19 protein-coding genes and 1 pseudogene are annotated in these 20,267 nt (G+C 53.6%); 7 read left to right on the top strand and 13 right to left on the bottom strand.

The features are described 5' to 3' along the window. Positions 1 to 27: 27 nt before the first annotated feature. A complete protein-coding gene (locus DESMU_RS02335) occupies positions 28 to 1,326 on the bottom strand; it encodes an RNA-guided endonuclease TnpB family protein (RefSeq protein ID WP_013561988.1) in 1,299 nt (432 codons plus the stop codon). Between the two features lie 109 nt (positions 1,327 to 1,435). On the opposite strand from DESMU_RS02335, the gene DESMU_RS02330 reads away from it, so the two are divergent. Then, positions 1,436 to 1,960, top strand: coding sequence for a radical SAM protein (locus DESMU_RS02330; protein ID WP_148222797.1), 525 nt, complete (start codon positions 1,436 to 1,438; stop codon positions 1,958 to 1,960). Here the strand turns inward: DESMU_RS02330 and DESMU_RS02325 are convergent. The 3 genes from DESMU_RS02325 to DESMU_RS02315 all read right to left on the bottom strand — a co-directional run bounded on the left by DESMU_RS02325 (position 1,957) and on the right by DESMU_RS02315 (position 5,055). Beyond that, positions 1,957 to 2,247: an acylphosphatase gene (locus DESMU_RS02325; protein WP_013561987.1), complete on the bottom strand. Its 291-nt coding sequence runs from the start codon at positions 2,245 to 2,247 to the stop codon at positions 1,957 to 1,959. The genes DESMU_RS02330 and DESMU_RS02325 overlap by 4 nt on opposite strands. Positions 2,248 to 2,413: 166 nt before the next feature. After that, entirely contained in the window at positions 2,414 to 4,564 is a 2,151-nt protein-coding gene (locus DESMU_RS02320; protein ID WP_013561986.1) for an alkaline phosphatase family protein, read from the bottom strand. Positions 4,565 to 4,683: 119 nt separating this feature from the next. Further along, positions 4,684 to 5,055, bottom strand: a complete 372-nt coding sequence (locus DESMU_RS02315; RefSeq protein ID WP_052296427.1) for a trehalose-phosphatase — start codon at positions 5,053 to 5,055, stop codon at positions 4,684 to 4,686. Positions 5,056 to 6,021: 966 nt separating this feature from the next. Here DESMU_RS02315 and DESMU_RS02305 point away from each other — a divergent pair. The 6 genes from DESMU_RS02305 to DESMU_RS02280 all read left to right on the top strand — a co-directional run bounded on the left by DESMU_RS02305 (position 6,022) and on the right by DESMU_RS02280 (position 11,960). Next, complete coding sequence (locus DESMU_RS02305; RefSeq protein WP_013561985.1) at positions 6,022 to 6,714, top strand: hypothetical protein; 693 nt, start codon at positions 6,022 to 6,024, stop codon at positions 6,712 to 6,714. Beyond that, positions 6,711 to 7,865, top strand: a complete 1,155-nt coding sequence (locus DESMU_RS02300) for a helix-turn-helix domain-containing protein (RefSeq protein WP_013561984.1) — start codon at positions 6,711 to 6,713, stop codon at positions 7,863 to 7,865. Before DESMU_RS02305 ends, DESMU_RS02300 begins: the two co-directional genes overlap by 4 nt. A gap of 6 nt (positions 7,866 to 7,871) precedes the next feature. After that, positions 7,872 to 9,188 (top strand): glycosyltransferase family 2 protein, encoded by a 1,317-nt coding sequence (locus DESMU_RS02295; RefSeq protein WP_013561983.1) that lies wholly within the window; start codon positions 7,872 to 7,874, stop codon positions 9,186 to 9,188. Further along, complete coding sequence (locus DESMU_RS02290; protein WP_013561982.1) at positions 9,169 to 9,735, top strand: exosortase/archaeosortase family protein; 567 nt, start codon at positions 9,169 to 9,171, stop codon at positions 9,733 to 9,735. Before DESMU_RS02295 ends, DESMU_RS02290 begins: the two co-directional genes overlap by 20 nt. Then, a complete protein-coding gene (locus DESMU_RS02285; protein ID WP_013561981.1) occupies positions 9,722 to 11,413 on the top strand; it encodes a 6-pyruvoyl-tetrahydropterin synthase-related protein in 1,692 nt (563 codons plus the stop codon). The genes DESMU_RS02290 and DESMU_RS02285 overlap by 14 nt, the downstream gene beginning before the upstream one ends. Positions 11,414 to 11,762: 349 nt before the next feature. After that, complete coding sequence (locus tag DESMU_RS02280) at positions 11,763 to 11,960, top strand: hypothetical protein (protein ID WP_013561980.1); 198 nt, start codon at positions 11,763 to 11,765, stop codon at positions 11,958 to 11,960. Positions 11,961 to 12,240: 280 nt separating this feature from the next. Here DESMU_RS02280 and DESMU_RS02275 read toward each other — a convergent pair whose 3' ends face one another. The 9 genes and pseudogenes from DESMU_RS02275 to DESMU_RS02235 all read right to left on the bottom strand — a co-directional run bounded on the left by DESMU_RS02275 (position 12,241) and on the right by DESMU_RS02235 (position 20,153). Beyond that, a complete protein-coding gene (locus DESMU_RS02275) occupies positions 12,241 to 12,663 on the bottom strand; it encodes a hypothetical protein (protein ID WP_152648979.1) in 423 nt (140 codons plus the stop codon). A 37-nt stretch (positions 12,664 to 12,700) separates the two neighbouring features. After that, positions 12,701 to 13,558 (bottom strand): ParA family protein, encoded by an 858-nt coding sequence (locus DESMU_RS02270; RefSeq protein ID WP_013561978.1) that lies wholly within the window; start codon positions 13,556 to 13,558, stop codon positions 12,701 to 12,703. A gap of 658 nt (positions 13,559 to 14,216) precedes the next feature. Further along, entirely contained in the window at positions 14,217 to 15,305 is a 1,089-nt protein-coding gene (locus DESMU_RS02265) for a hypothetical protein (protein WP_013561977.1), read from the bottom strand. Between the two features lie 244 nt (positions 15,306 to 15,549). Continuing rightward, a complete protein-coding gene (locus tag DESMU_RS02260) occupies positions 15,550 to 16,776 on the bottom strand; it encodes a hypothetical protein (RefSeq protein ID WP_187286341.1) in 1,227 nt (408 codons plus the stop codon). A gap of 49 nt (positions 16,777 to 16,825) precedes the next feature. Next, a pseudogene (locus tag DESMU_RS02255) lies at positions 16,826 to 17,302 on the bottom strand (NAD-dependent epimerase/dehydratase family protein); the annotation flags it as partial. Between the two features lie 261 nt (positions 17,303 to 17,563). Further along, entirely contained in the window at positions 17,564 to 17,983 is a 420-nt protein-coding gene (locus tag DESMU_RS02250) for an NAD-dependent epimerase/dehydratase family protein (RefSeq protein ID WP_052296425.1), read from the bottom strand. Between the two features lie 75 nt (positions 17,984 to 18,058). Further along, on the bottom strand, positions 18,059 to 18,784 hold the full coding sequence (locus tag DESMU_RS02245; protein ID WP_222830665.1) for a class I SAM-dependent methyltransferase: 726 nt from the start codon (positions 18,782 to 18,784) through the stop codon (positions 18,059 to 18,061). A gap of 93 nt (positions 18,785 to 18,877) precedes the next feature. Continuing rightward, entirely contained in the window at positions 18,878 to 19,753 is an 876-nt protein-coding gene (locus DESMU_RS02240) for a hypothetical protein (RefSeq protein ID WP_048813433.1), read from the bottom strand. Then, the gene (locus DESMU_RS02235) at positions 19,740 to 20,153 is read right to left on the bottom strand and encodes a hypothetical protein (RefSeq protein WP_187286340.1); all 414 of its coding nucleotides are present in this window, start codon (positions 20,151 to 20,153) and stop codon (positions 19,740 to 19,742) included. The genes DESMU_RS02240 and DESMU_RS02235 overlap by 14 nt, the downstream gene beginning before the upstream one ends. Positions 20,154 to 20,267: the final 114 nt, after the last annotated feature.

Raw genomic sequence — 20,267 nt, 5'->3', positions numbered from 1 at the left:
CCCTTATTGAAACAGCATACCTAGGCCTCAGTACAGGGGAAATGGAAATACTGCTACATGGTCTCCCTCGTTTAACGATACCGTGGCCCACTGACCTCCTCCCCGCCCTAAAGGGCGAGGGTTCCCCTTAGGGGGTTCACTGGTTCCCCGCATCTGTTCGGGGGGTACATCTGTCATCTGCGGGGCAGTCGGGGTGGCCAGAGATCCCCCCATCCGGGCTAGGGCTTTTCTACGTATATTTAACACTGCAACCGTGTCTCTGTCGGCTTCAAAACCGCAGTCGGGGCACTTCATCCTCCTATACCCGCTCTCGACGAGCCTAGAACCGCATCTCGGGCAGGTGGAAGAGGTATCCTTAGGGTTGACGGCTATGTGGGGGACTCCGTGTTTCTCGCACTGCCAGTCCAGCCAGTACTCAAACCTACGGTAGCCCAGCAAAACCAGCCTCGTTCTATGCTGTCTCGGCAGCCTTCTTAAAGACTCTACCAAGTACGTCAAGTCCTCTCTCGCAACAGCGTAGCCGTCGCGCCTAGCCGTCAAGGCTATTTCGCGGGAAACCTTCCTAGCCCAGTCCTCGATAATGCTCCTAGCCTTCTCGTGGAAACGCCTCACCCTGTCCCGTATGCCCCTCCGCCTAAGCCACGCTCGATAGCTCCCATTAGAGTACTTCCTCTGCAACCTTTCAGCGAGCTCCCTATACCTCACCGCCCTCTCGACTGCGGTCTCGAACCTGTATTCGACCCTGTGGTTGCCCGCCACAATATACTTCTCGTTTACATCCACCGCCAAGACGTCGACGGGGCTGATGGGCTGAGGCTTGGGAACCTTCTTCGCGACTCGCAGCAGGAACTTTCCGCTCCTATACGTCAAGACAGCTTGGCGGTTCGGGTACTGGTCGTAGCGCCTGTCCCAGCCGATGATCTTCAGCCTCAACCCGCCTATGACTTCAACATAGCCGTCTCTAACCCTGTATCCTTGTTTCTCCGCCAACCACATCCTCGGCCTCCTAGCCCTCGGCAACCTGCCGTCTCCGCCGTTGCCCAGCCAGCTCTTAAGAATGGCCTTCGCCTCCCTGTAACAATCCACCGCGATTCTAGAGGGCAGGCCGAACCTCGACTTCAGCTCTTCGTAGAGCAACCCGTGTACCGCGCCGTCGCCGGGCGTTTTCTTCAAACCGTTCTCCTCCATATATCCGTGAATCCTCTTGATCGAGTAGTTCAGTGCATCACGGTACCTCCTAAGTAGGCTTAAGAGAAGGGGCTCCCCCACGGGCTCAGGGCTAACCCTGAAGACAGCGCACAGGGTTAGGAAACCCTCACCGCCCATAGGGGAAACCCCCACTTCTACTACAACGGCTACAACGTATTTAAACTCAGCATCCCCGCCCTGAAAGGCGAGGCTTTCTTTCGTGGTAAGAGAGGAGTTGTGGAGAAGGGTGAACAGGCCGCATGGCTCCCTCTCCCTTAAGAGAGTCCTGGAGGGAGTGGAGGCGTTCTCAAGTGAATTCAACGGCGTACTGGTCTCGGAGACCATGCTCCTGGATAAGGTTGAATACGGGGGTGGGCTGGAGGAGGTAGCCGGGTTCCTGAAGGGTTTGAAGCATCTTTCAAAAGCATACATCGCCGTCCCAACTAGGCCTCCGGCAGAGCCGTGGGCCGGGCCCCCTGGTGAAGCCGTGGTTGCAGCAGCCTACCATGTGTTCTCACACGTCCTCGGCAAGGAGAGGGTGGAGTTGTTGACCTCGCTGGAACCCCCTGGCTTCGCCGCCCTCGGAGAGCCGAGGACGGCGATCCTTGCCGTGGCCTCCGTCCACCCTATTAGGCGGGACGCCATGGAGAGGCTTCTAGAGGAGTACGGGGTCGACTGGAGGCTGGTGGGTGAACTGGTTGCGGCCGGGGAACTCGTTGAGGTCGAATACAGGGGGACCATGTATTACGTGAGGAGGCTGCCGGGCCGTTAATAGTACTTGATTTTAAACCCTTTAAACTCCCCTTTATAGGGCTCCCATTCAACCTCAACGGCTTCAACCCTGGCTGCCGGGGGGCCTCTATGAGCCCACTTAATCAACTCCTCCACCCTCTGCCTCTCCCCCTCTACAACGGCTTCAACGCTTCCATCAGGGAGGTTCCTCACCCAGCCTGACACGCCTAGCTGGTCTGCAACCTCCTTCATGGTGGCCCTGAAGAACACGCCTTGCACGAGGCCCCTCACCCTTATACGGGCTCTCACGAGCTCCCCCGGAGGCATGCTGCTCCACCACGCCTTCACAGTTGGAGAGATATCGCGGGGCAGGTATTTAACAATCGTGTTCAACGTGCACCAGGGTGCCGGGAGGGCTGGAGCCATCTAACACCCTTATTAAGCAGCGGCCTCTAGGCGGGAGGAACCGGGAAAAACGGGTTGAGGAGAGATTCTACTTACCCCTCCTTGCAAGGAGGACTATGGCTGCTGCCTCCACTAGGGCTACCGCCGCTATGATGGTTGTCGACGCAGCGTCCACATAGCGCTCAGTGGCCGTCACGACCTCGGGCTTCGTGAACGTTGTTGTTGCTGTAACGGTGGCTGTAACCGTCTGGGTCTGCGTGAAAGTAGTGGTCGCCGTGAAGGACTGCGTCTCAGTCACCGTGGTGGTCCACGGCTTCAGGACTGGGAGCGGGGTCCCCGTGGAGTTCAACGGGGGCTCTATGCCCAGTAAGGCTGCCACCGTTGGCGCGACGCTCGTGGAGTAAACGAGGCCTAGGACGCCGTGGCCGACGCCGGCGCCAACCGCTGCGAACACTGCGTGGAGCTCGGGGTATAAGGGTAGGTCCTGGTGGTTGGCTGTTATGGTTTTAAGCGGCGTGACGTTGACGAACGGGGAGCCGGCTCGCAGGATGCCTCCCCATGGCGCGTAGCCCGGCTTACAGCTGATTACTATGTCTCCAACCCTGTCCCCCCATAGGCCGAGGGATGCTGCCTCACTCTTCTTCATGACGACGCTAAAGACTGGTTCACCCGTATCCGGGTCCCTTGTCGACGCGAGGACCGACATCACGTTGTTTACAACCCTGTCGTAGTCTGCTGGGTCGACTATTCCGCCAGCCTCCCTGCCCTTCAGGTTGATGAACACCTGGTTGTACCCCGTGTAGTACGCCAGGGTTTCATTCAAGAGTATTGTGCTACCACTCCTCTTAAGGAGCCCGGCTTGCTCGAGAATGTTGTTCACGTAGACCAGCTTGGCCACAGGCCACTGGCCGTGATCGGAGACCACGACGACCGCTGTGTTAGTGAGGTCTACCTCGGATAGGATCATCTGGACGAACTGGTCCGCCCACTGTATAGTCCTCAGGATGTAGCCCCAGTACTTCGGCGCCTTGACTGGATCATAGTAGGGCATCCTTGGATCAGTCATGCCGAGGAACTCGTGGTAGACGTTGTCGACTATCGGCGTGTACGTCATTAGGAGATCCCAGTTGGTGTTCCTGATCAACCACCTAGTGAACTCCATGAAGAACGTGTTAGCGTAGTAAACCGTCTCCATGTAGGTGTCCTCGTCGAACCAGCCGTTGGCTAATCCATAGTAGTCGCCGTCCGTGATGAAGCCAACCCTGGCCACCACCTCGTTCCACACCCTCCAAGCCACCTGCCTGTCGCTGAACCACCTCGCCGCCGACTCAAAGGGCCTTGTTAGACTCCTGTAGACCCTGAGGTTGTCGAGGGATAGGTTGACGGCTTTGAAGAGAGGTGCCACCACGTATGATACACCCTTATAGGTCAGCGTGGTGTTAAGGGGCTTACTCCACTCACCCTCCCTTAGAACCGTGAGGGCTGCCCCGAGATCCTTAACCCTGGGCACTACGGCGACGACGTCAGGCCTCTCGTCGCCGTTGGTGTCGGCGATGTAGAGGAACCATGCTTCATCACCGTAGCTGAAGGAGGCCTCCCATGCTTTAACCACTGAGACCCCGGGCAGGGAGCCCGTCCAGTTTAAGGCTGGGGATACGTCGACATAGGTGGCGGCTGGCACGCTCCTGTTACTGGTGTAGAGCGTGGAGTAAGTGGGCGGGCCCATGGAGGAGTCGTATGGGTTGAACACCATGGATCTCCTCATCTTGCCCTCCCACGCCGACGGGTTGCTCTGCGGGAAAGCCGCTACCACGGCTGTTAAACCCTGCCTGTCCGCTGTCATCCAGAGTGGTTCAGCCAGGAGGAGGGAGCCGTTGAAGCCTGAGACCAGTGAGGTCAACGGGGTGCCTGGGAGATGCATCGCGTTCCCGGTTATACCCGTCACAGCTGGGGGAGCGCCCGTGGATATAACGGCGTGGCTGACGGCGGTTGACGACGGGAAGCTGACTATCATCCCTTTAGCGATGTAGCCGTGTTCAGCAATATACCTGAAGCCCGGTAGCTGCGGTGCCCCTGGTGTTTGATTAGATAGAAGCTGCCACACCATGTCGGCTCTAAGCGCGTCAATACTCAGCAACACCACTTTCTTAGCCGGCGGCGTCGACTGCGCCGCGGAGGGGGCTGCGAGGAAGGCGAGGACTATGAGGACTGCTAGCACAGGGATCCATGCCTTAGACAAGGCACACCACCAATCATCTACACGACTATCGCTCTATATAAGTGTTACGGGGCCAGGCAGTTGAACCGGGACCCCGGGATCCAAGCCTTGCCCAGAGCCCTGGGGGTACATGAAGCGATTCACGTGGACAGCAGGCTCCCCGATATAGACTTCTTCTCCTCGACATATAGGGACCCCGTGCCAGAAGCCTTCTCCCAGAGCCCCCTGAGATCCACTTCACCAGCCTCAAACGCCTCGCGCACCGTGAATACGAAGGAACCCATGACCGCCTCCAAGCCGGAGACCAGGCCGAGCACACTGGCGAACCCAGCCCTACCCTTCATGAACCAGTAGTCCTTACTCGTCACCACGCCGACAATATACTTCTCAGCAAGCCCTTCAAGAACCCTAAGCAGCTCCATGGAGGGATACGCTTTCTCCCTAGGTGCATCCACAGGGCTCAACGTCCCATCATAGTCGAATAAAAGAGCCAGCCTCCCATCCCCACCCATACAGCTCCACCAGCATACATCACATCCCCACAGCCCCCGTATAAACCCTCCCGGGGAATCACAGGGTTAAAAAGCACCCCGGAAACCCGGGCAGCAGTCCCCCGAGCCAAAGCACGCCGACAGATCCCCCGGAAATCCTGGACGGCGAACATGACGCCGTATTATACGAGGGCATGAGACCTGATCCCGCCGCCTGAAGTCAACGGTAACAGCTCGGCCTAGGCGGGCTCGTGCACGAGATAGTAGACAATGCAGCAGTGTGCTGACGAAGGATCTCTCCTGCAGAGCACATTCAGTAACTCGACCCTCCAACGGAGGCCCGTGACCTCATGGCCTCAGAGCCCAAGCACCGCTTCATAGGCTAGTCCTCTTTCCCAAGACCCTGCATTGCAACTATACCCCTGCTTATTACCACGGGATCCACATAACCCGCTCACTCTCGTCTACAAAACTAGAGCGCGTTGGCTACTGCCCGCAAAGCCGAGACGAGAAATAAAACCCCATGGCTGTGAAGAGCATGCCGCATAGAGCACTACTGTAGGAGAGGGGCCTCGGCTCCCATCATATTGCTCAGACTATAAGATGACTACGGGTAGAGCCCGGCAGTGCTTTATCCTATTATCCACCTGGTTCCGTCAACGTCTCCGCGTGCCCACATACTCTGTCTGCACCTATACTACCCATTCTTCTAGCTAATACGCAAGCCAATAGTGCTACTGCTGTTCGTGTCAGCTCTATATCTTTCTGCAAGTATTCAAGCTGGTCTGCATCGGCCTCATCGATGTATTCTACGAGGTGAAGGGCATACGAAGGCGGAGCCCCACGCCTCCCGAAAGACGCCAGCACACATGCCATCACACCCCGGGTTTTAATCCTCTGTTTCAGCGGGGGGATCGGACTATAAAGTTTATAAGCAAAAATACATCTTCATGAAGACTTAAAAAAACCGGAAGAAAGGTGGTCTTAATGCTCTCTCCCAGAATAACAGTGTTAACACTGTTGCTTACAGCGTTAACCCTGCTACCTGCCATGGTTGTGGCGCAGGCTTCAAGTAGTGTTCTCCTTAACACATCGTGGCGGAATTGGACTGTGAGCGGGCAACTCCAGGTCAAAGTGATTCAGGGTGGATCAATAGACTTGTCGAGTAGCGGAGTAATATATGTGAAAGAAGGGGATACCGTTGTTTTCAACATCAACGACGCCAATGGACCTGGCAAGATGTGGATAGGTAGCGACGGGTATCTCGATATTAAGAGGCTCTGGGTGGACAGCATATATGTCAACGGCATGCTGGTAACAACCAGAGACATGGTGTTAAAGGCGGGGTTCCGGGTTGACGTTAACGCTATTTCCTCAAGCCTAAGCATTCATGTACAGCCTTCCCCCAGTGGGTGGACCTACCTAGTTTTCAATGGGGCAACCATTATAAACGGTGTTGTTGATGGAAGCGATATAGTGGTTGCAGGGGTCTCAGCCAGCAGCAGTAAAGCATTGAACCTAGACTTAAACACCGAGTACTTGGACGCTGTAGCCAGCGCAGTATATGTAAACGGCTCCGAGGTCCCGGAGGTAACTCCCCTCTCAGTGCTCGCGTTATCAGCCCTCCCCGTGATCGCTGCAGGCACATCTATGTTGGCGGGAAGGAGGAGCAGGGCTTGAAGCACTGGCTCCTCGTCCTCTTTTTATCAATACTCCTACTCCCATGCTTTAAAGCGTCGGCAACCCAGTCAAGCATCCTCATTCTTGCTACAGACACATGTGACTACGAGTACATCACAGCCGTGTCGAATGCCTACGGCTTCAAGCCCTCTACAGCTGGACTCGAGAACTTTACGGAGGCCTTGAGGTCCCTGGAGTGGAGCCATGTAATCCTCGTAGACCCGAATTATGGTTCAAGCAAGGCGGAGCTCGCTGGAGCCGTGGCAAAGGCTACAGTAGACTACGCTGTATCCGGGGGGAGGGTTGTCACCACCTTTAACGGCTTCATGATGCTTTACCCGGTCTTACAGCAGGAGACGCCTTTAAGGATAATTGTATACGACTCGCCGCTGAAACCAGGGGTTCCCAGTAGTTACAATGTGTCGAAGTACAAGGCCCTCCTATTATTCGGGGAGGGGGTGGAGGAGCATGGAGGCATATACTATCTCCACGTGGGCAAGGGTTTAATCATCGTGGTGCCTTTAAACATAGCTTGGGCGTACTGCGACACCCATGACCCCTACTACCTGGAGCTACTGTTGAAATCCCTGACTGCACCGCCCTGGGAACCCGGTGGAAGCCAGGTGAAATACTCAATAGCATTACCGGTGATAGCTGTCTTAGCATCAGCCGTAGCCGTCTCCCAGCTATCCCTTCCAAGAACCAGGAGGCCGCAGGGGCTTGTAGTCCTCCCCCCGGCCCGGCTGAAGCTTGAGGCTGATGAAGCCCTAGCTCACCCGGCTAGGCGGGAAATAATGAGGGCTCTTGAAGCAAGAGGCGCGGTAACCATGAGCGAACTGTTGAGGCTTTTAAATATGCCGAAGGCCACGCTCTCCTGGCACCTATACGTGCTTGAGTCCAGAGGGATCATCTCCTCTTTCAAGTGGAGGAAATCATTATTCTACTTCGCCTCAGGGCCGACCGGGGTGGAGAGCCTCGCCTCAAGACTATCGAGGGAGGATCCATACTTCTGCATCGCGGCGAAGTCTTTGCTGGAAGACCCGGATCCCGTGAGGGTTTCAGAGGCACTCAACCTGCCTACTGAGAGCATAACTCGTCTCGCAAAGCTTCTTGAAAAGGAACGTGAAGCAGTCCTAGAGCACTGTGGCTGAGGAAAGATGTTGAACTCATACTGGTATGCAGAACTAGAGGCGTGGAGGCGTTTCCTACTAGATTTCACTGTGAACGCCTCCATAGTGCTATACATAGTCTCATCCGCCGTACTAGGGGTTTACGCAGCGTGGTATATCTCCAGCTTCATCGCGTTCATCCGCCTCGGCCCCCCGAAGCCAGCCCGCTTACTGGAGAAGATGCCTCAAAGCATGTGGCCGAAGGTCGGAATACTGATCCCTGTTTACAACGACTACGAGGTATTAGCCTCCATAAAAAGCCTACAGGGCATCGACTACCCTAACACCGTTGTCGTAGTAGTCGACGACTCCGATGACGAAGACCTGCTCCACGAGCTCTCCAATGCTAGTCTCAGAAGCCGTGTAAAGCTCGTGCATTACAGGAGAAAGGGGAGGAAGGGCCTTAAAGCCGGGGCCCTCAACGATGCCATCGAGTACTTGCTGAGTGTTGAACACGTTGACTACGTGTTGATCCTGGACGCGGATTTCGAGATAGAGCCAGGCATGGTGTGGAAGCTTGTCTCCCTCGCCTTCGACCACGATGCACACGTGGTGCAAGGGTATCAGAGACACCGGAAAGGCTCTGATACTGTTATAGGCACACTCTACAGGGCTTCGACAGCTGGCTCCATAGTTAACCTCGTGGGCCGCTACCGTGATGGACTATACCCTATCTTCACCGGCTCCTGCGGCCTCATCAGTAGAAGGGTCTTCGAGAGAGTGAGGTTCCGCCCCGGAAGCCTCGCCGAAGACTGGAGGCTGACGATAGATTCCAGTATGGAGATACCGGGCTTTAAGATCCTGGCCACCCATGAAGCCGCTGCAAGCGGTGCTGTACCGAAGACGCATAGAGCCCTGTGGAGGCAGCAGGTTCGATGGGCTGCTGGCACGCTGTCAGAGTTCGCCAGCACCTTCCTAGAGATCCTAGCGTGCAAGGGGCTTTCAAGAACGGCTAAGCTTGGATATGTTTTACAAGGCTTATACTTCACTAACGGTGTCTGGGTCTATGTGAACACCTTGGCTCCCTTAGCCCACTATCTCGTGACAGGCTCCCATCTCAGGATGCCGTGGCCTATAGGGGTCTACCTATGGCTCCTGGGAATAGAGACCTTGCTCATAGCTGGCGCAATGCTTGAAGGCTACAGGTACAAGGATACCGTGATCACAGCCCTCTACGCTATCCCAATGATCTACTACCTCGCCCTAATGCACGTGGCTGGCACAGTCAAGGGTATTCTACCAGGCGGGGTTAAATGGGTGGTTACAAGTAAGAGAGGTGAGTACCGTGACCTATACAGGTACTGAGGAGACAGCAGGAGGCAGGGTCTTCTACACCTTCCTAACCGGCGTAGTAGTAGCCACTGTTCTAGCCTACATCCTCACACTTGACCCTATCTCACTGCTCCTCATAGGCGGAGAACTAAGCATCCTAGAGTTCATAGCGGGCTACATAGGTATACACACAGTGAGGGTTTCCCCCGATACTTTAATCCTACACCGCATGAGCCACGCTGTAACAGTGATAATGACGCCTGACTGCACAGGTGTCTTCGCCCCAGTGGTTCTCGGGCTCCTCGTGCTGTCCACACCCGGTGTACGGCTAAGGGTGAAGGCCAGGGTTCTCCCCGTGCATCTCCTCGTAATGCTGGTGGTGAACATGGTTAGGATAGAGGCTTCAGCGGTGGCCGGGGTTTTCTTCGGCCCCATCGCCTTCAGAATAATCCACGACACCATAGGTGGAGCCATCATGCTGGCCTTAGCCCTCGTACTATGGCTTGACTGGTTGTACAGGGAAATAATACCCTGGTTAAGGAGGACTGGCCCAGGGTGGATTATCAATGAATACTCGTGAAGTAATCTACGAGCTCCTCTCCCAGCTCCTCGTAGCGTTAATGACGGTGCTAGTGGCCCACCCCCTCCTCTCAACCACTGGTTTACCCAGCTACTCGGCTGGGCGATTCCGGGATGCAACAATCGCATACTACATTGAGTGGGCCCGCGAACTTGACGCCTATGGCCCGTATACCCCGGCGTGGTGCGGTGGCTTCGACCTCCTCCGCTTCTACCCTCCGCTCGGGCTCACCCTGATATATTTAATAGGGAGGGCTGCAGGCGACTTCCCTTACGCTGCCCAGACATCATTCTTCCTCGCAATCTATGTTTTCGCCCTGGGTGCATGGGCTCTCGGCCGCTCGCTCACAGGATCCCGGCTGGCCGGGTTGGCAACAGCCCTCACAGCCCTCTCGATAACAGGGTATGTGTCAACGATAAGTGTTTACTGGGAGTACACGAGGATCCTCGGGGAGGGGTTGGCAATGCTCGCTCTCTCAGAACTCAACGAGTTCATGAGGCACGGGGAGAAAAAGAGCGCGCTTCTCTTCGGTGTTTTCACAGGCCTCACGGTTCTCACCCACCTCATTGCAAGCCTCCTCCTGGCAACACTATCCGCTGTCACAGCCGCATACTGGGTGATGCGGCACATGAAGAAGGGGGCTGGAGTAAGTGCTTTAACATACATCGCCCGCCTCCTGGCAGTAGCGGTAGCCCTCGCCCTAGCTATAAGTGGCTGGTGGCTTATCCCGGCTCTCATACCCTTCGGCATCTCACACTACATGCGTGTCCAGCCGCAGCCGGGGCTGGTGGCCGGGGTATTCACGAATAGCGTGAGCCTCTTTCCTCCCCTCTACGAGCCCGGGATACAGGCACCTCTGCTGCTCCTAGGGTTCACCGGCATAGCCCTGCAGGTGTTTAAAGGACGGGAGAGACTGCCCTTACTCTACGTGTCCTCCACAGCCCTACTGGTATTGCTCTACGGCCAGGGCTCCAGGCTTATCCCAACACTAGGCCTCTTCATGGTGGCTTCACTCGCATCCACCTATAATGGGAGGCTTAGAGAGCTCTCAAGTAGCCTGGCACTTACAGCCGTGGTGGCCGCCTCCTTAATCTACTTCTCCCACTACATACCCGTTTACTGGTCGAACCTGAGCCTTGACCACACCTACGTGGAGAGCGATGAATACCTTATCGCAGAATACCTCGCCGGTAAAGTGCCCAGCGGGCATAGAGTATACGCGATGTACGGCCCACTCCTACATGGAAACCAGTGGATCAACGTCTTCGAGCCGGGGCTGTGGCAAGTGCTCTCAGGCTTCATGGAGGGCTGCGTGAAGCCCGAGCCCCTTGAACTAGACTACCTCGTGAAGGATACACTCCACACGAGTGCCATAAGGGAAATGATCGTTGAGCTCAACGTAGACTACATTGCAGTAGACAAAGAATGGTATGAAACCAGGGATCCAAACAGTATAAAACTACTTGAAGCAGAAGGCTTCCTGGTGAAAGACCCTGTGAGCAAGGCGCTGTCCTACACCCTACTCTTCAAGGTAAATACAACCGGAGGCTTGGAGAAACCCGTGGCCGAGGAACAACCCAGCATAATAGAATACCTCCTACTGCCCTCCAGACTAGCCGGCTATTCAACCAGCCTGCTAATGCTCTACGTGTTCACAAGGATGAAGAAGGAAACATAGATCCAACCCGAACCCAGTACAGGGCAATCCAATCCCTGCTCTAAAAAGTCAGCCATGCAACCACACCACCAGTCTAACACAGGCACACACAGGTAGAAGACACCGCCCATGAAGACAGGGAACATGGCAACCGAGCCAACAATCACCCGGGAAACCCCATGCCACCGGGTCACCGTGTCCCCGAGACCAGCCTAGGTGAACCTTTCTACGAGTGAAAGCCATATCCCCGTAGCAGGGTGGAGCACACCGGTGGGAGGGTGTTTTAATTATTTCCAGTTAATCTCTAATGATTTCTATCAACCCTTAGTAACTTCTATTAAGTGTATACTACGTTTACGGGTGGCAGCACTTGAGCATTGTCGTTTGCGTGAGGGTCCCTAGGTGGGTTAAGGAGGTTCTCGAAAGGCATGGTGTGAGGGTTTCAGAGCTCGTTAGGAGGCTGCTGATCGAGGAAGCGGAGAGACTCAGCGAGGAGGAGCTGAGGAGGATCCTCGACGACGTCGCCGGCATGCTGGAGGGCAAAATAGACCCCTGCGAGTGGGCCTAGGTAATCGACGAGAACCATAGATCGCGGTGAGCTGGTAGACAATACCTCTACGCGAGGGCACGCCTCCTCAAGGCTTCTCTTGGAGGCTTTCACGGCCGCGGTAGTTGTGAATTACCGTCTGTTGAGCCGGGGTTCTTCTACAGGGAGTGCGACCAGTCCACAGACCTGGAGGCGTGCAGGGCTGTGCAAGGTATGGGACAGGTGGGCGCTTCCCACCCGTGCGGGCTCACAGGATACCAGCACCGAAGGAAGCTCAGCACGGTTAGCGGTCATCGAAGCTTTAGTCTGTATCTCTTTTCGTGGCCAAGTATTCCACGAAGCGCCTCAGGATCCCCCTATATCGATCAACTGTATTCTTCTTTACTGCACGTCCCTCTAGGTATGCGTTGAGAAAAGCGTTAACAGCTTCTTCATCTATGCTACCCACCCCGAGGCCCCTCTGCTGAATCCATGAAACGAACTTTCGGAGAATGAAAATGTTGCGGCCAAGCTTTACTTCTCGACTGAATCTCTCAACGATCTCGTCCAGCGACTGCTCCTTCTTTTTATAAGGCTCCCGGGTTGCCGCAAAGGCTGACTCTCTTCCCACCTTCCATGCTTCGTAAAAGTATGTCAAGATGGTTGCGATGAACTGGCTCGGCCTCATCGCTATCTCTCTGCTGAAGCTCTCTAGCCAGTCTGCCAAGTGCTTCGGCAACTCCAATTGTATGATCCTGAATTTTTCGGTCTCATCATTCGCTCTACTGTAGGCCGGCAAAGTTGCTCATCCTCGAGATTAGTTCGTCAACAAAGCTTTGAACCTCGATCCTTAGCTCAGCACTTCTATCTACAACTCGTTTCAAGGGTAACTCCCATCTTCTTGGCCTGTAGGGTAGGTCTTTAAGCTCCTCATGCCTGTGGATACGGGCCTGGAACAGCGGCCTGGCGTAAAAGCGCTCACGCACTGGAACAGGGAGGTTTCGTATAAACCTGGTCAGCGCGTCGTTCAGCTTATTGAAAGTGTCTTGACCGTATTTCTTGCTAATGTTGATCAAAGCCATCCCCAGAACCCTTACATTCTTTTTACTGTACATTATGACCTCTGGAAGTACCTCCTTGATCAGTAGCTTTGTCCCTAGGATTGACAACTCCTCCAGGTTAGACGGTATTATGATGTAGTCGGCTGCGAAAAGCCCCCATATTGTCGGGGGAAACAGTTCGGGTGGCGTGTCACAGATCACATAGTCGTAGTTTCGGGTTATCGCGGGTTCCCTCTCTATCCGCTTGTAAATGGCATAAGGGTCGGTGGAGGGGATCATTCCCCGGTAGACCTTAATAATGTAATTGAGGCCCGAGGCTATCAGGCCCAACCTTCCCCTCGTTCCAATATTTATAGGCCTTATGTTGAAACGCAGGTCTTGGGCCATCTCTATAGCGCCGTCCGAGACGTTCTCGAGGTTAGTTATTTTTACGAAAAGCGAGGAGAGATGAGCCTGCGGATCCAAGTCTATTAACAGCACATTGTATCCTTTGCTGGCTAAACCGATCCCAAGCAAAGCGGAAAGCGTGGTCTTACCGGTTCCACCCTTTTGGTTCGTCACTGTTATTACATTAGGCAACAGTTCACCCCACTTACATGATTAAAATATTAAAATATGGTGAAATTTAAAGGTTAAAATAGTGGCGAACACGGGGGGTTGAAGCCAGCAACGTCCTCGTGCTGTGGGCGGGAGGCCCCGTGGACTCTGGCATCGTGAACAAAAGATTCGCCATCATTCCGTATTCCAGCGAGGGCACTGTGCCAGACATCGCGGAAATGACTAGTATGCATCCTTTTAGCGGTTTCCGAGAGTCCTGCGAGATTCTGGCCGAGTAAGGTTTTCCCAGTCAAACTTGTTGTCTAGCAGCGAGCAATAGCCCTGTCTCCTCATCTGCCGAACACTCTTGCAAGTGAGATCCCTTGAGAGGGCTGCCATTAAGTTGTTCACTCAGCGCTAATCGTATATGGGAGATACTCAATCGTGGACCTCTGAAAGGCGGGAAGAACACCGTAGCCCCCGACTACTGGAGCCCCCTCACAGCCCTCAGTTCACTATAAGCAGCTCTTTCCTCACCCCGGATCTCTTCGCTACATCGCTGAACACGGTGGCTTTTGGTGTCCTTTCCCGCGGGAGTCGCCTAAGATGTTTTGCAACGGCTCCTTAAATTATGATCGAGCCATGCTCCACGCGATATAGGGTGCAACCCTGCCCGAAGCCGCTTGGCCTGGAAGCCCCTTTATACTTTATAATACGAAATGTCTACACCGCGTGTGTGACCAGATACGATCACGACACTTCCATGGTAATACTTTTCATACCTATTAGGGTATCTATAGTGCTTGTTACACCTCGATAAATAGACTGGAGCTGGGTTAAGCTGTTTGAGGTACCGAGAATAGCTGTTCCCGTGGTGTGGTGCCACCTCAACAAGGAGCCGTTTGTTCTCCGTCAACCCGAAATAATTTTCCAGGGCTTTATCAAGTTCTTCATCGCTGAGGTCGCCAAGATATAGTAATACATCATAACCGTAGTAATAATCGAAAAAGACTGAATATTTGCGACGCTTAACACGTTCGAACACCCTGAGTTCGCAAGGAAAACCGGCTTTCAGTACGTAGGCTATTGAATTCAAATTACGCACCTTGCTATATAGTATGATCGAGGCTTTATCCTTACTTGCCACATCGTTTTCCGGCTTTCGAGAGCCCTCCCTCTGTGGATAGCTATCCCTGTTGCGATCCTCTGTGAGAAGCTCCTCTAGATCGATGATGTTCCCATATACCTGCACAGTGTTCTTGCTGAGCCCCTCAAGGATTTTTTCACGTGCTTTTTCAGCTTCTTTACATGCTTCTTCACGTGCTTTATCCGCTATGTTTTTGTACTCCTTGTTCTCATGTGCCCCGCAGAAGCTCTCAATCTTATCCTTTAGCTCTTTTAGCACTGGCTCTTTTAGCACCTTCTCACAATTTTGTTCTGCATAGTCTCTGCTGGGCCAGAGAACTAGATACTCTAGGGGGCCAGCCTTGATCCTATGGCCCTTCTCCACGAAAAGCTTGCGCGTGTTCGATAGGCGATCAAAGATCTCAATCCATCCAGGCGGCTGTATTTTTTCAATGTGAGAAAGCAGCATCATATACGCATAAAGATAAGAAACAGCGTCTCTACATAGTTTCACATTGTAGGATGCTGGGAGAATCACCACGTCTGGAGGATTTATCCTGCCATCTCTCCACAAGGCCTCGATTATTGAGAAATGGTCGTAGTCTAAATGGCTTATTATCCATGCCCATTTACGTCCATTTACCCTTTCCCTGATCTCCTCCATCTGCTATGGGAGCTTTCTGAAGCAATTTCCCTGAGACCCGCCATCGGTTACAATAGCATACTTGCCCCATGTATGGAGGCCTGCAAAGCCCCAGCCTACGGGGAGTAACGCTATGTTGCTTTCCACATGGGTCACCCATGTTGAAGACTGAAGGAATTATCTTGGAGATTGTTTAAAAAATCGTTTTTCGTGTGGAGGGAAACATCCTTCTGGCGGTGACCATCGGGGTCTAGGGGCTCTTCCTTCAACCATCTGAGCCTTTGTTGTCCTCGGAGTAGCAGATGATATTCTCTAGTCCCGCCCTGCGTGAAGCGAGCTCGATCTCTAGGCTCAATGCGTCAACATACTCTTGGAGGCCTACCATGAACACCGAGATCATTCTCCAAGGCTCGGCCATTTCTTCGAGATTGCTCCATTGCAGGGATCTGTTCCGACCTCGCTTGCCCTGTCTGATCCTCTTATACACGATGCATCCTTCCCAAGCAGTCATAGCGATGTACGCCGCCAGCCTCTCTCCACTACCCTTTTTCTCCCTCTCTTTTGCCGACTCTCCGTTGCTACCCTTCTCCCTGACAGGGATTTTCACTACTAGTGCTCTGCCCTTCTTCAATGCGTCTTCATTCTTCCCAAGGAGCTTGTCCAGTATTTCCTTAAGGCTATTGTCGCTGTGGAGCTCGACCCACTTGCTGAGGCCTCCCGTGTTTTTGCACTTAAAAAGGTTATCTATATCTCCAGCAACAGTAGCCCCGTATTCTTTCTTCCATTTTTCAACGAGCTCTACCATTGCTGGGCTGCATAGGTAGATGTTTAGGAGTAGCCTAGGTGGCTTCACCTTTAACTTTGGAGAGAGGAAGAGTGCTGCTAGGCGTGGGATCGCATACCGGAGAACCGGGGGAAGTGTTGGCAAACCCCCGTAGACGTATTTCTCAACCATAGCGGTGAATGATCCTTCATAGCCCGCCTCTCCATGAGCGGGCTCCCTTACCGCCGGCCCCTCCCCGAAAAGCAAGATGAGCGTGCATGAAGTGAAAACCAGGGCTAAACCGTCAGTGAGGCTAGGCCGGGGGATCGGGGACATGTCTATTAGCATTGCTGTTGTGAGGCTGATGAACATTGATGTTGAGAACGGTAGGAGTGCGAGCAGGGCAACCCTTAGCCGGCTTACCGCTAGATCACTGTAGAGGCTTTTCCTGCCTGATAGGACTGAGCGCGTGAATTCCACTGCCGATGCGATCCCGGCGCTCTCCCCGCGCCCCTCCCCTGTGAGCTCTAATGCGAGCTCTGGGAGAACCTCGGAGTTGAGGAGGGCCTCCAGCCTGGCCGCTAGGAGCACCGCTAGGGCCAGGAGGACGATGGCTGCCGAGAGCTCAGCGAGCAGCGGTGGATGCATGGCACCGTGGATCACCATGCCAACCCCAATCCAGAAGAGTGCTTGAAGCACCCTTATTGGAGGCTTCTCCCCTTCAAGCAATTGGTTAAAAATGTATGGTGTGATGTTCACGGGGGCTTCCTCCACCTATCTAGGTATTTGGCTGACGCCTAGCTTCCTGCCTGAGTACTGCTGCTAGTTCCCTTATCCCCTCCTCGAGTTTAACTGTTGGCTTGAAGCCTAGGTCTCTTGATGCCCTCGCTATGTCTGCGTGGGAGTGTTTTATGTCTCCTTTCCTCGGCTGCTGGTGTATGGGTTTGAGGCTGTTGATGCTGAGGACTTTTAAAACGGTTTCCGCAAGCCTGTTTATTGAGATGGCTTCCCCTGAGCCAATATTGTATACTCCCCTCGCCCCCTCGCTCTCCACAGCTTTCACTATTGCTGAGACAGCATCCCTTACATGGATGAAGTCCCTTGTCTGCTCTCCATCCCCATATATCACCGGGGGTAGTCCATGGAGAGCCCTCTTCAAGAACTCCACTACTACTCCAGCATACGCCTTAGACTGCTTCGGCCCGTAGACGTTGAAGAACCTGAGTACAACGCCCCTGTACCCGTGGAGGTGGGAGAAGGCGTTTACAACCGGAAGCCTCGTCTTTCAAGGCGGGGATGAAGGTTTATAGGCTTGTTTTTTTTATGTATGGGTAATGGTGATGAGGAAAGGTATTTAGCGATGAGGGGGCTGCAACCCTTCGTGAACGAGGGGTTGTTCCCGAGCAGAGATAACCAGATGGGGGGATCTCTGACCACCCCGACTGCCCCGCAGATGACAGATGTACCCCCGAACAAATGCGGGGAACCCGTGAACCGCCCTAAAGGAAACCCCCTTTTAGGGCGGGGAGGAGGTCAGAGGGTGGTCTTCACGGATAGGTGTTTCAACAGGCTCCCCGTACACGGCTGAGCTGGAAGCGTAGACGAGGACGGATGTATTCCTCGAAGCCTTAGCGACATTATATGTTCCAAGCACGTTGACATCGAAGTAGAGATCCGGCTTCTCCACGGACTCAGCCACATCAATCAAGGCAGCTAAGTGAACCACGGCCTCAGCCTTCTCAGCAACCCCCTCGACAACACCGTAATCCCTTACATCCCCCTTCACGAACTCCACACTACCCAGCAACCCCCTCAAATTGCCAAGGGACCCCGTGGACAAGTCGTCGAGGACAACAACCTCGTACCCAAGCCTCAACAACTCGGCTACAAGGTGACTACCAATAAACCCGGCGCCACCAGTAACCAGGATCCCCATATGAAGCCCCTTACTCCAGCTTAAACATAGATAACGCCTATTCCGTAGCCTCCTTGACCCCAGTCTTTAACTATCTCAACATGCTTGTATTTCCGCTTTACTTCCCGCCAAAATTGAGGAACACCCCCCCACATTCTCTGGAGGCCCCGGAACTATGTCGTGAAATGCTATAATACCTCCTTTCTTAACGAGAGGCGAGTACATCTCGAAATCCCTCTTGACTCCTTCATAGCTGTGGTCTCCATCGATGAAGAGGGAATCCACGCCTCTACCATTGAGGTGTTTTCTCACTTTGCTTAAAGTCTCCTCGCTATGGGAGTCTTCGCGAAGTAGCACTATCTTTTGTTTTGTCCTTGCAAAGCACCTGTACAGGAAGGTCTTTAAGTAGGGGTATCCGCCGCCGAAGAGGCCGCCGGGCAAATCTACGCTGATTATTAATGCGTCATCAGAGGCAATCCTGGAAAAGAGGAATAGCGTGCCTCCCCGAGCCGTTCCAATTTCTAATATTGTCCTTGGCTTCACTGATTCAAGTAGGCTCAGCAATGCGGTGATTTCCTCCCTGACCTGCATAGGCCTAATCATTTTTGCCACTGTTTTTTCCGAGAGGACGTAATCGAGAGCGTCGCGCCAAGAGGATGTGGATTTGAATTCTAGGCAGGCATATGGAGTTAGAATAAGGCTATCGAGCCCAGTACCTCCCAGCTTTCGACGTGCAAGGCTTGCAGCACTCTTCACAAGGGCCTTCAGCCCTCGCTCACGATAAATTCTCATGGCCTTCCCGAGCATTATGGCATCAACCAAGCCTTCATTAATAGGGTGAGATATTTATTGCCTTCATCTGTGAAGGGTAATCCTTGCAGATGCCTCTTTAAACAGTAGTATTGTCCAGGACGCCTAGTAGCCTAGCCTGGTGAGCTTTGATACTACTTGCCTTCCGAACCTCTTGCTCGGGATGTATCCTGCTGCTTTAGTTATTGTTGAGGTGAAGAGTGGGTCTCTCCATGTTTTCCTGGCGAGCAGTGTAATCCACCGAGGCATGGGTAGCCTGTATGGTAGCACTATGGAGCCTTCTCTCACCTGCTGGTTTAAGGTCGCTGCTAGTGAGACTGCTTCAAGGGCCTTCAACTCCTTCGCAATCTTCAAGCTCCTATTGGAGAGCCATTTCTCTACTGTGAAGTAGTCGTTCAACGTGTACACTCGCTCCTTGTAGAGCGCGTGGGCAACTGCTAGTACGGCTTCTGCATCCCTCTCCAGGACTTTTACCTCGACCCCGTTGAAGCCAGCTGTCTCAGTGTAGCTTAGGAGCCTCGATCCCTCTGCGTAGATTACTCCTGCAATCGTGGGGTGAACGTAGAGGTCTACTATTGAGGTTTTCCTCACGAGCGTGACACAGTAGGGTTCTTTGACAATAATACTGTAGCCCAGATCTCTGAGCCTGGAGACAGCGCTCCTAAGAGATGATGGGCTCAGCAATAGGTCTATGTCCGATGGCACGTAGGCTACGGGCTTCCTCAGCTTTATGAAGGCGTGCTCAACCCCTTTTAAAGCCCTTGAAACCGATTCAAGCTCCCTGAGGAATACAGCGTACCTCGCTTCCTCACGCCTCCTCTCCTCATCCCGTGAATCAATGGAGCGGAGGAACTGCAGCTTCACCTTGTTCAAGGAGGCGAGCTCGAGGCAGTAGCCGTAGAGATCCCTGTTTACATGGATCCCTTTGCCGCCTCCAATGCTATTGTAGATTAGCTTGAAGCACTCCCTATACGCATTCATTCCCCGCAATCTCCACCACCTCCCTCAAGCTCTCTTCAACACTCTTACCCGAGGTGTCAACTACTCTAACACCCAGGAACCTTGCAAGGGAATCATAGATCCTTAGCTCAACAGGTATAACCCTTCTATCCCACAGGGCACTCCTCCTAGATAAGAGGACTCCTTCATCAGCCCTAACATAGACCATGCACTCGCAGAGGCTAAAAGCGATCGAGAGCGTGGCCCTCCCAATAAAGCTCTTGAAAACATTCCTCCTCAACGTAACAGCAAGCCACACAAGGAAGTCAACAGGACACCGCTCAGCCACAACAACCCTCCCCGTAATCCTTGGCAAAACAAAGCGAGCAAAGAACACTGGGAGAGCCGAGAAGAATTCAAGCCATACCCATAAATAGCTCATCTTCTCGGGAACGCATATGTTATAGTAGGGATTACAGTTGCCTTTAAACAGCTGAAACCCCTCCATAAACCTAGCTAAAAATGAGGAAAAAGTATGTGTCCCCCGAACCCAGAC

This window comes from Desulfurococcus mucosus DSM 2162, from assembly GCF_000186365.1.
Lineage (GTDB): Archaea > Thermoproteota > Thermoprotei_A > Sulfolobales > Desulfurococcaceae > Desulfurococcus > Desulfurococcus mucosus.
Note: the sequence above shows the minus strand (reverse complement) of the source record. Positions and strands in the feature narration are given on the sequence as shown.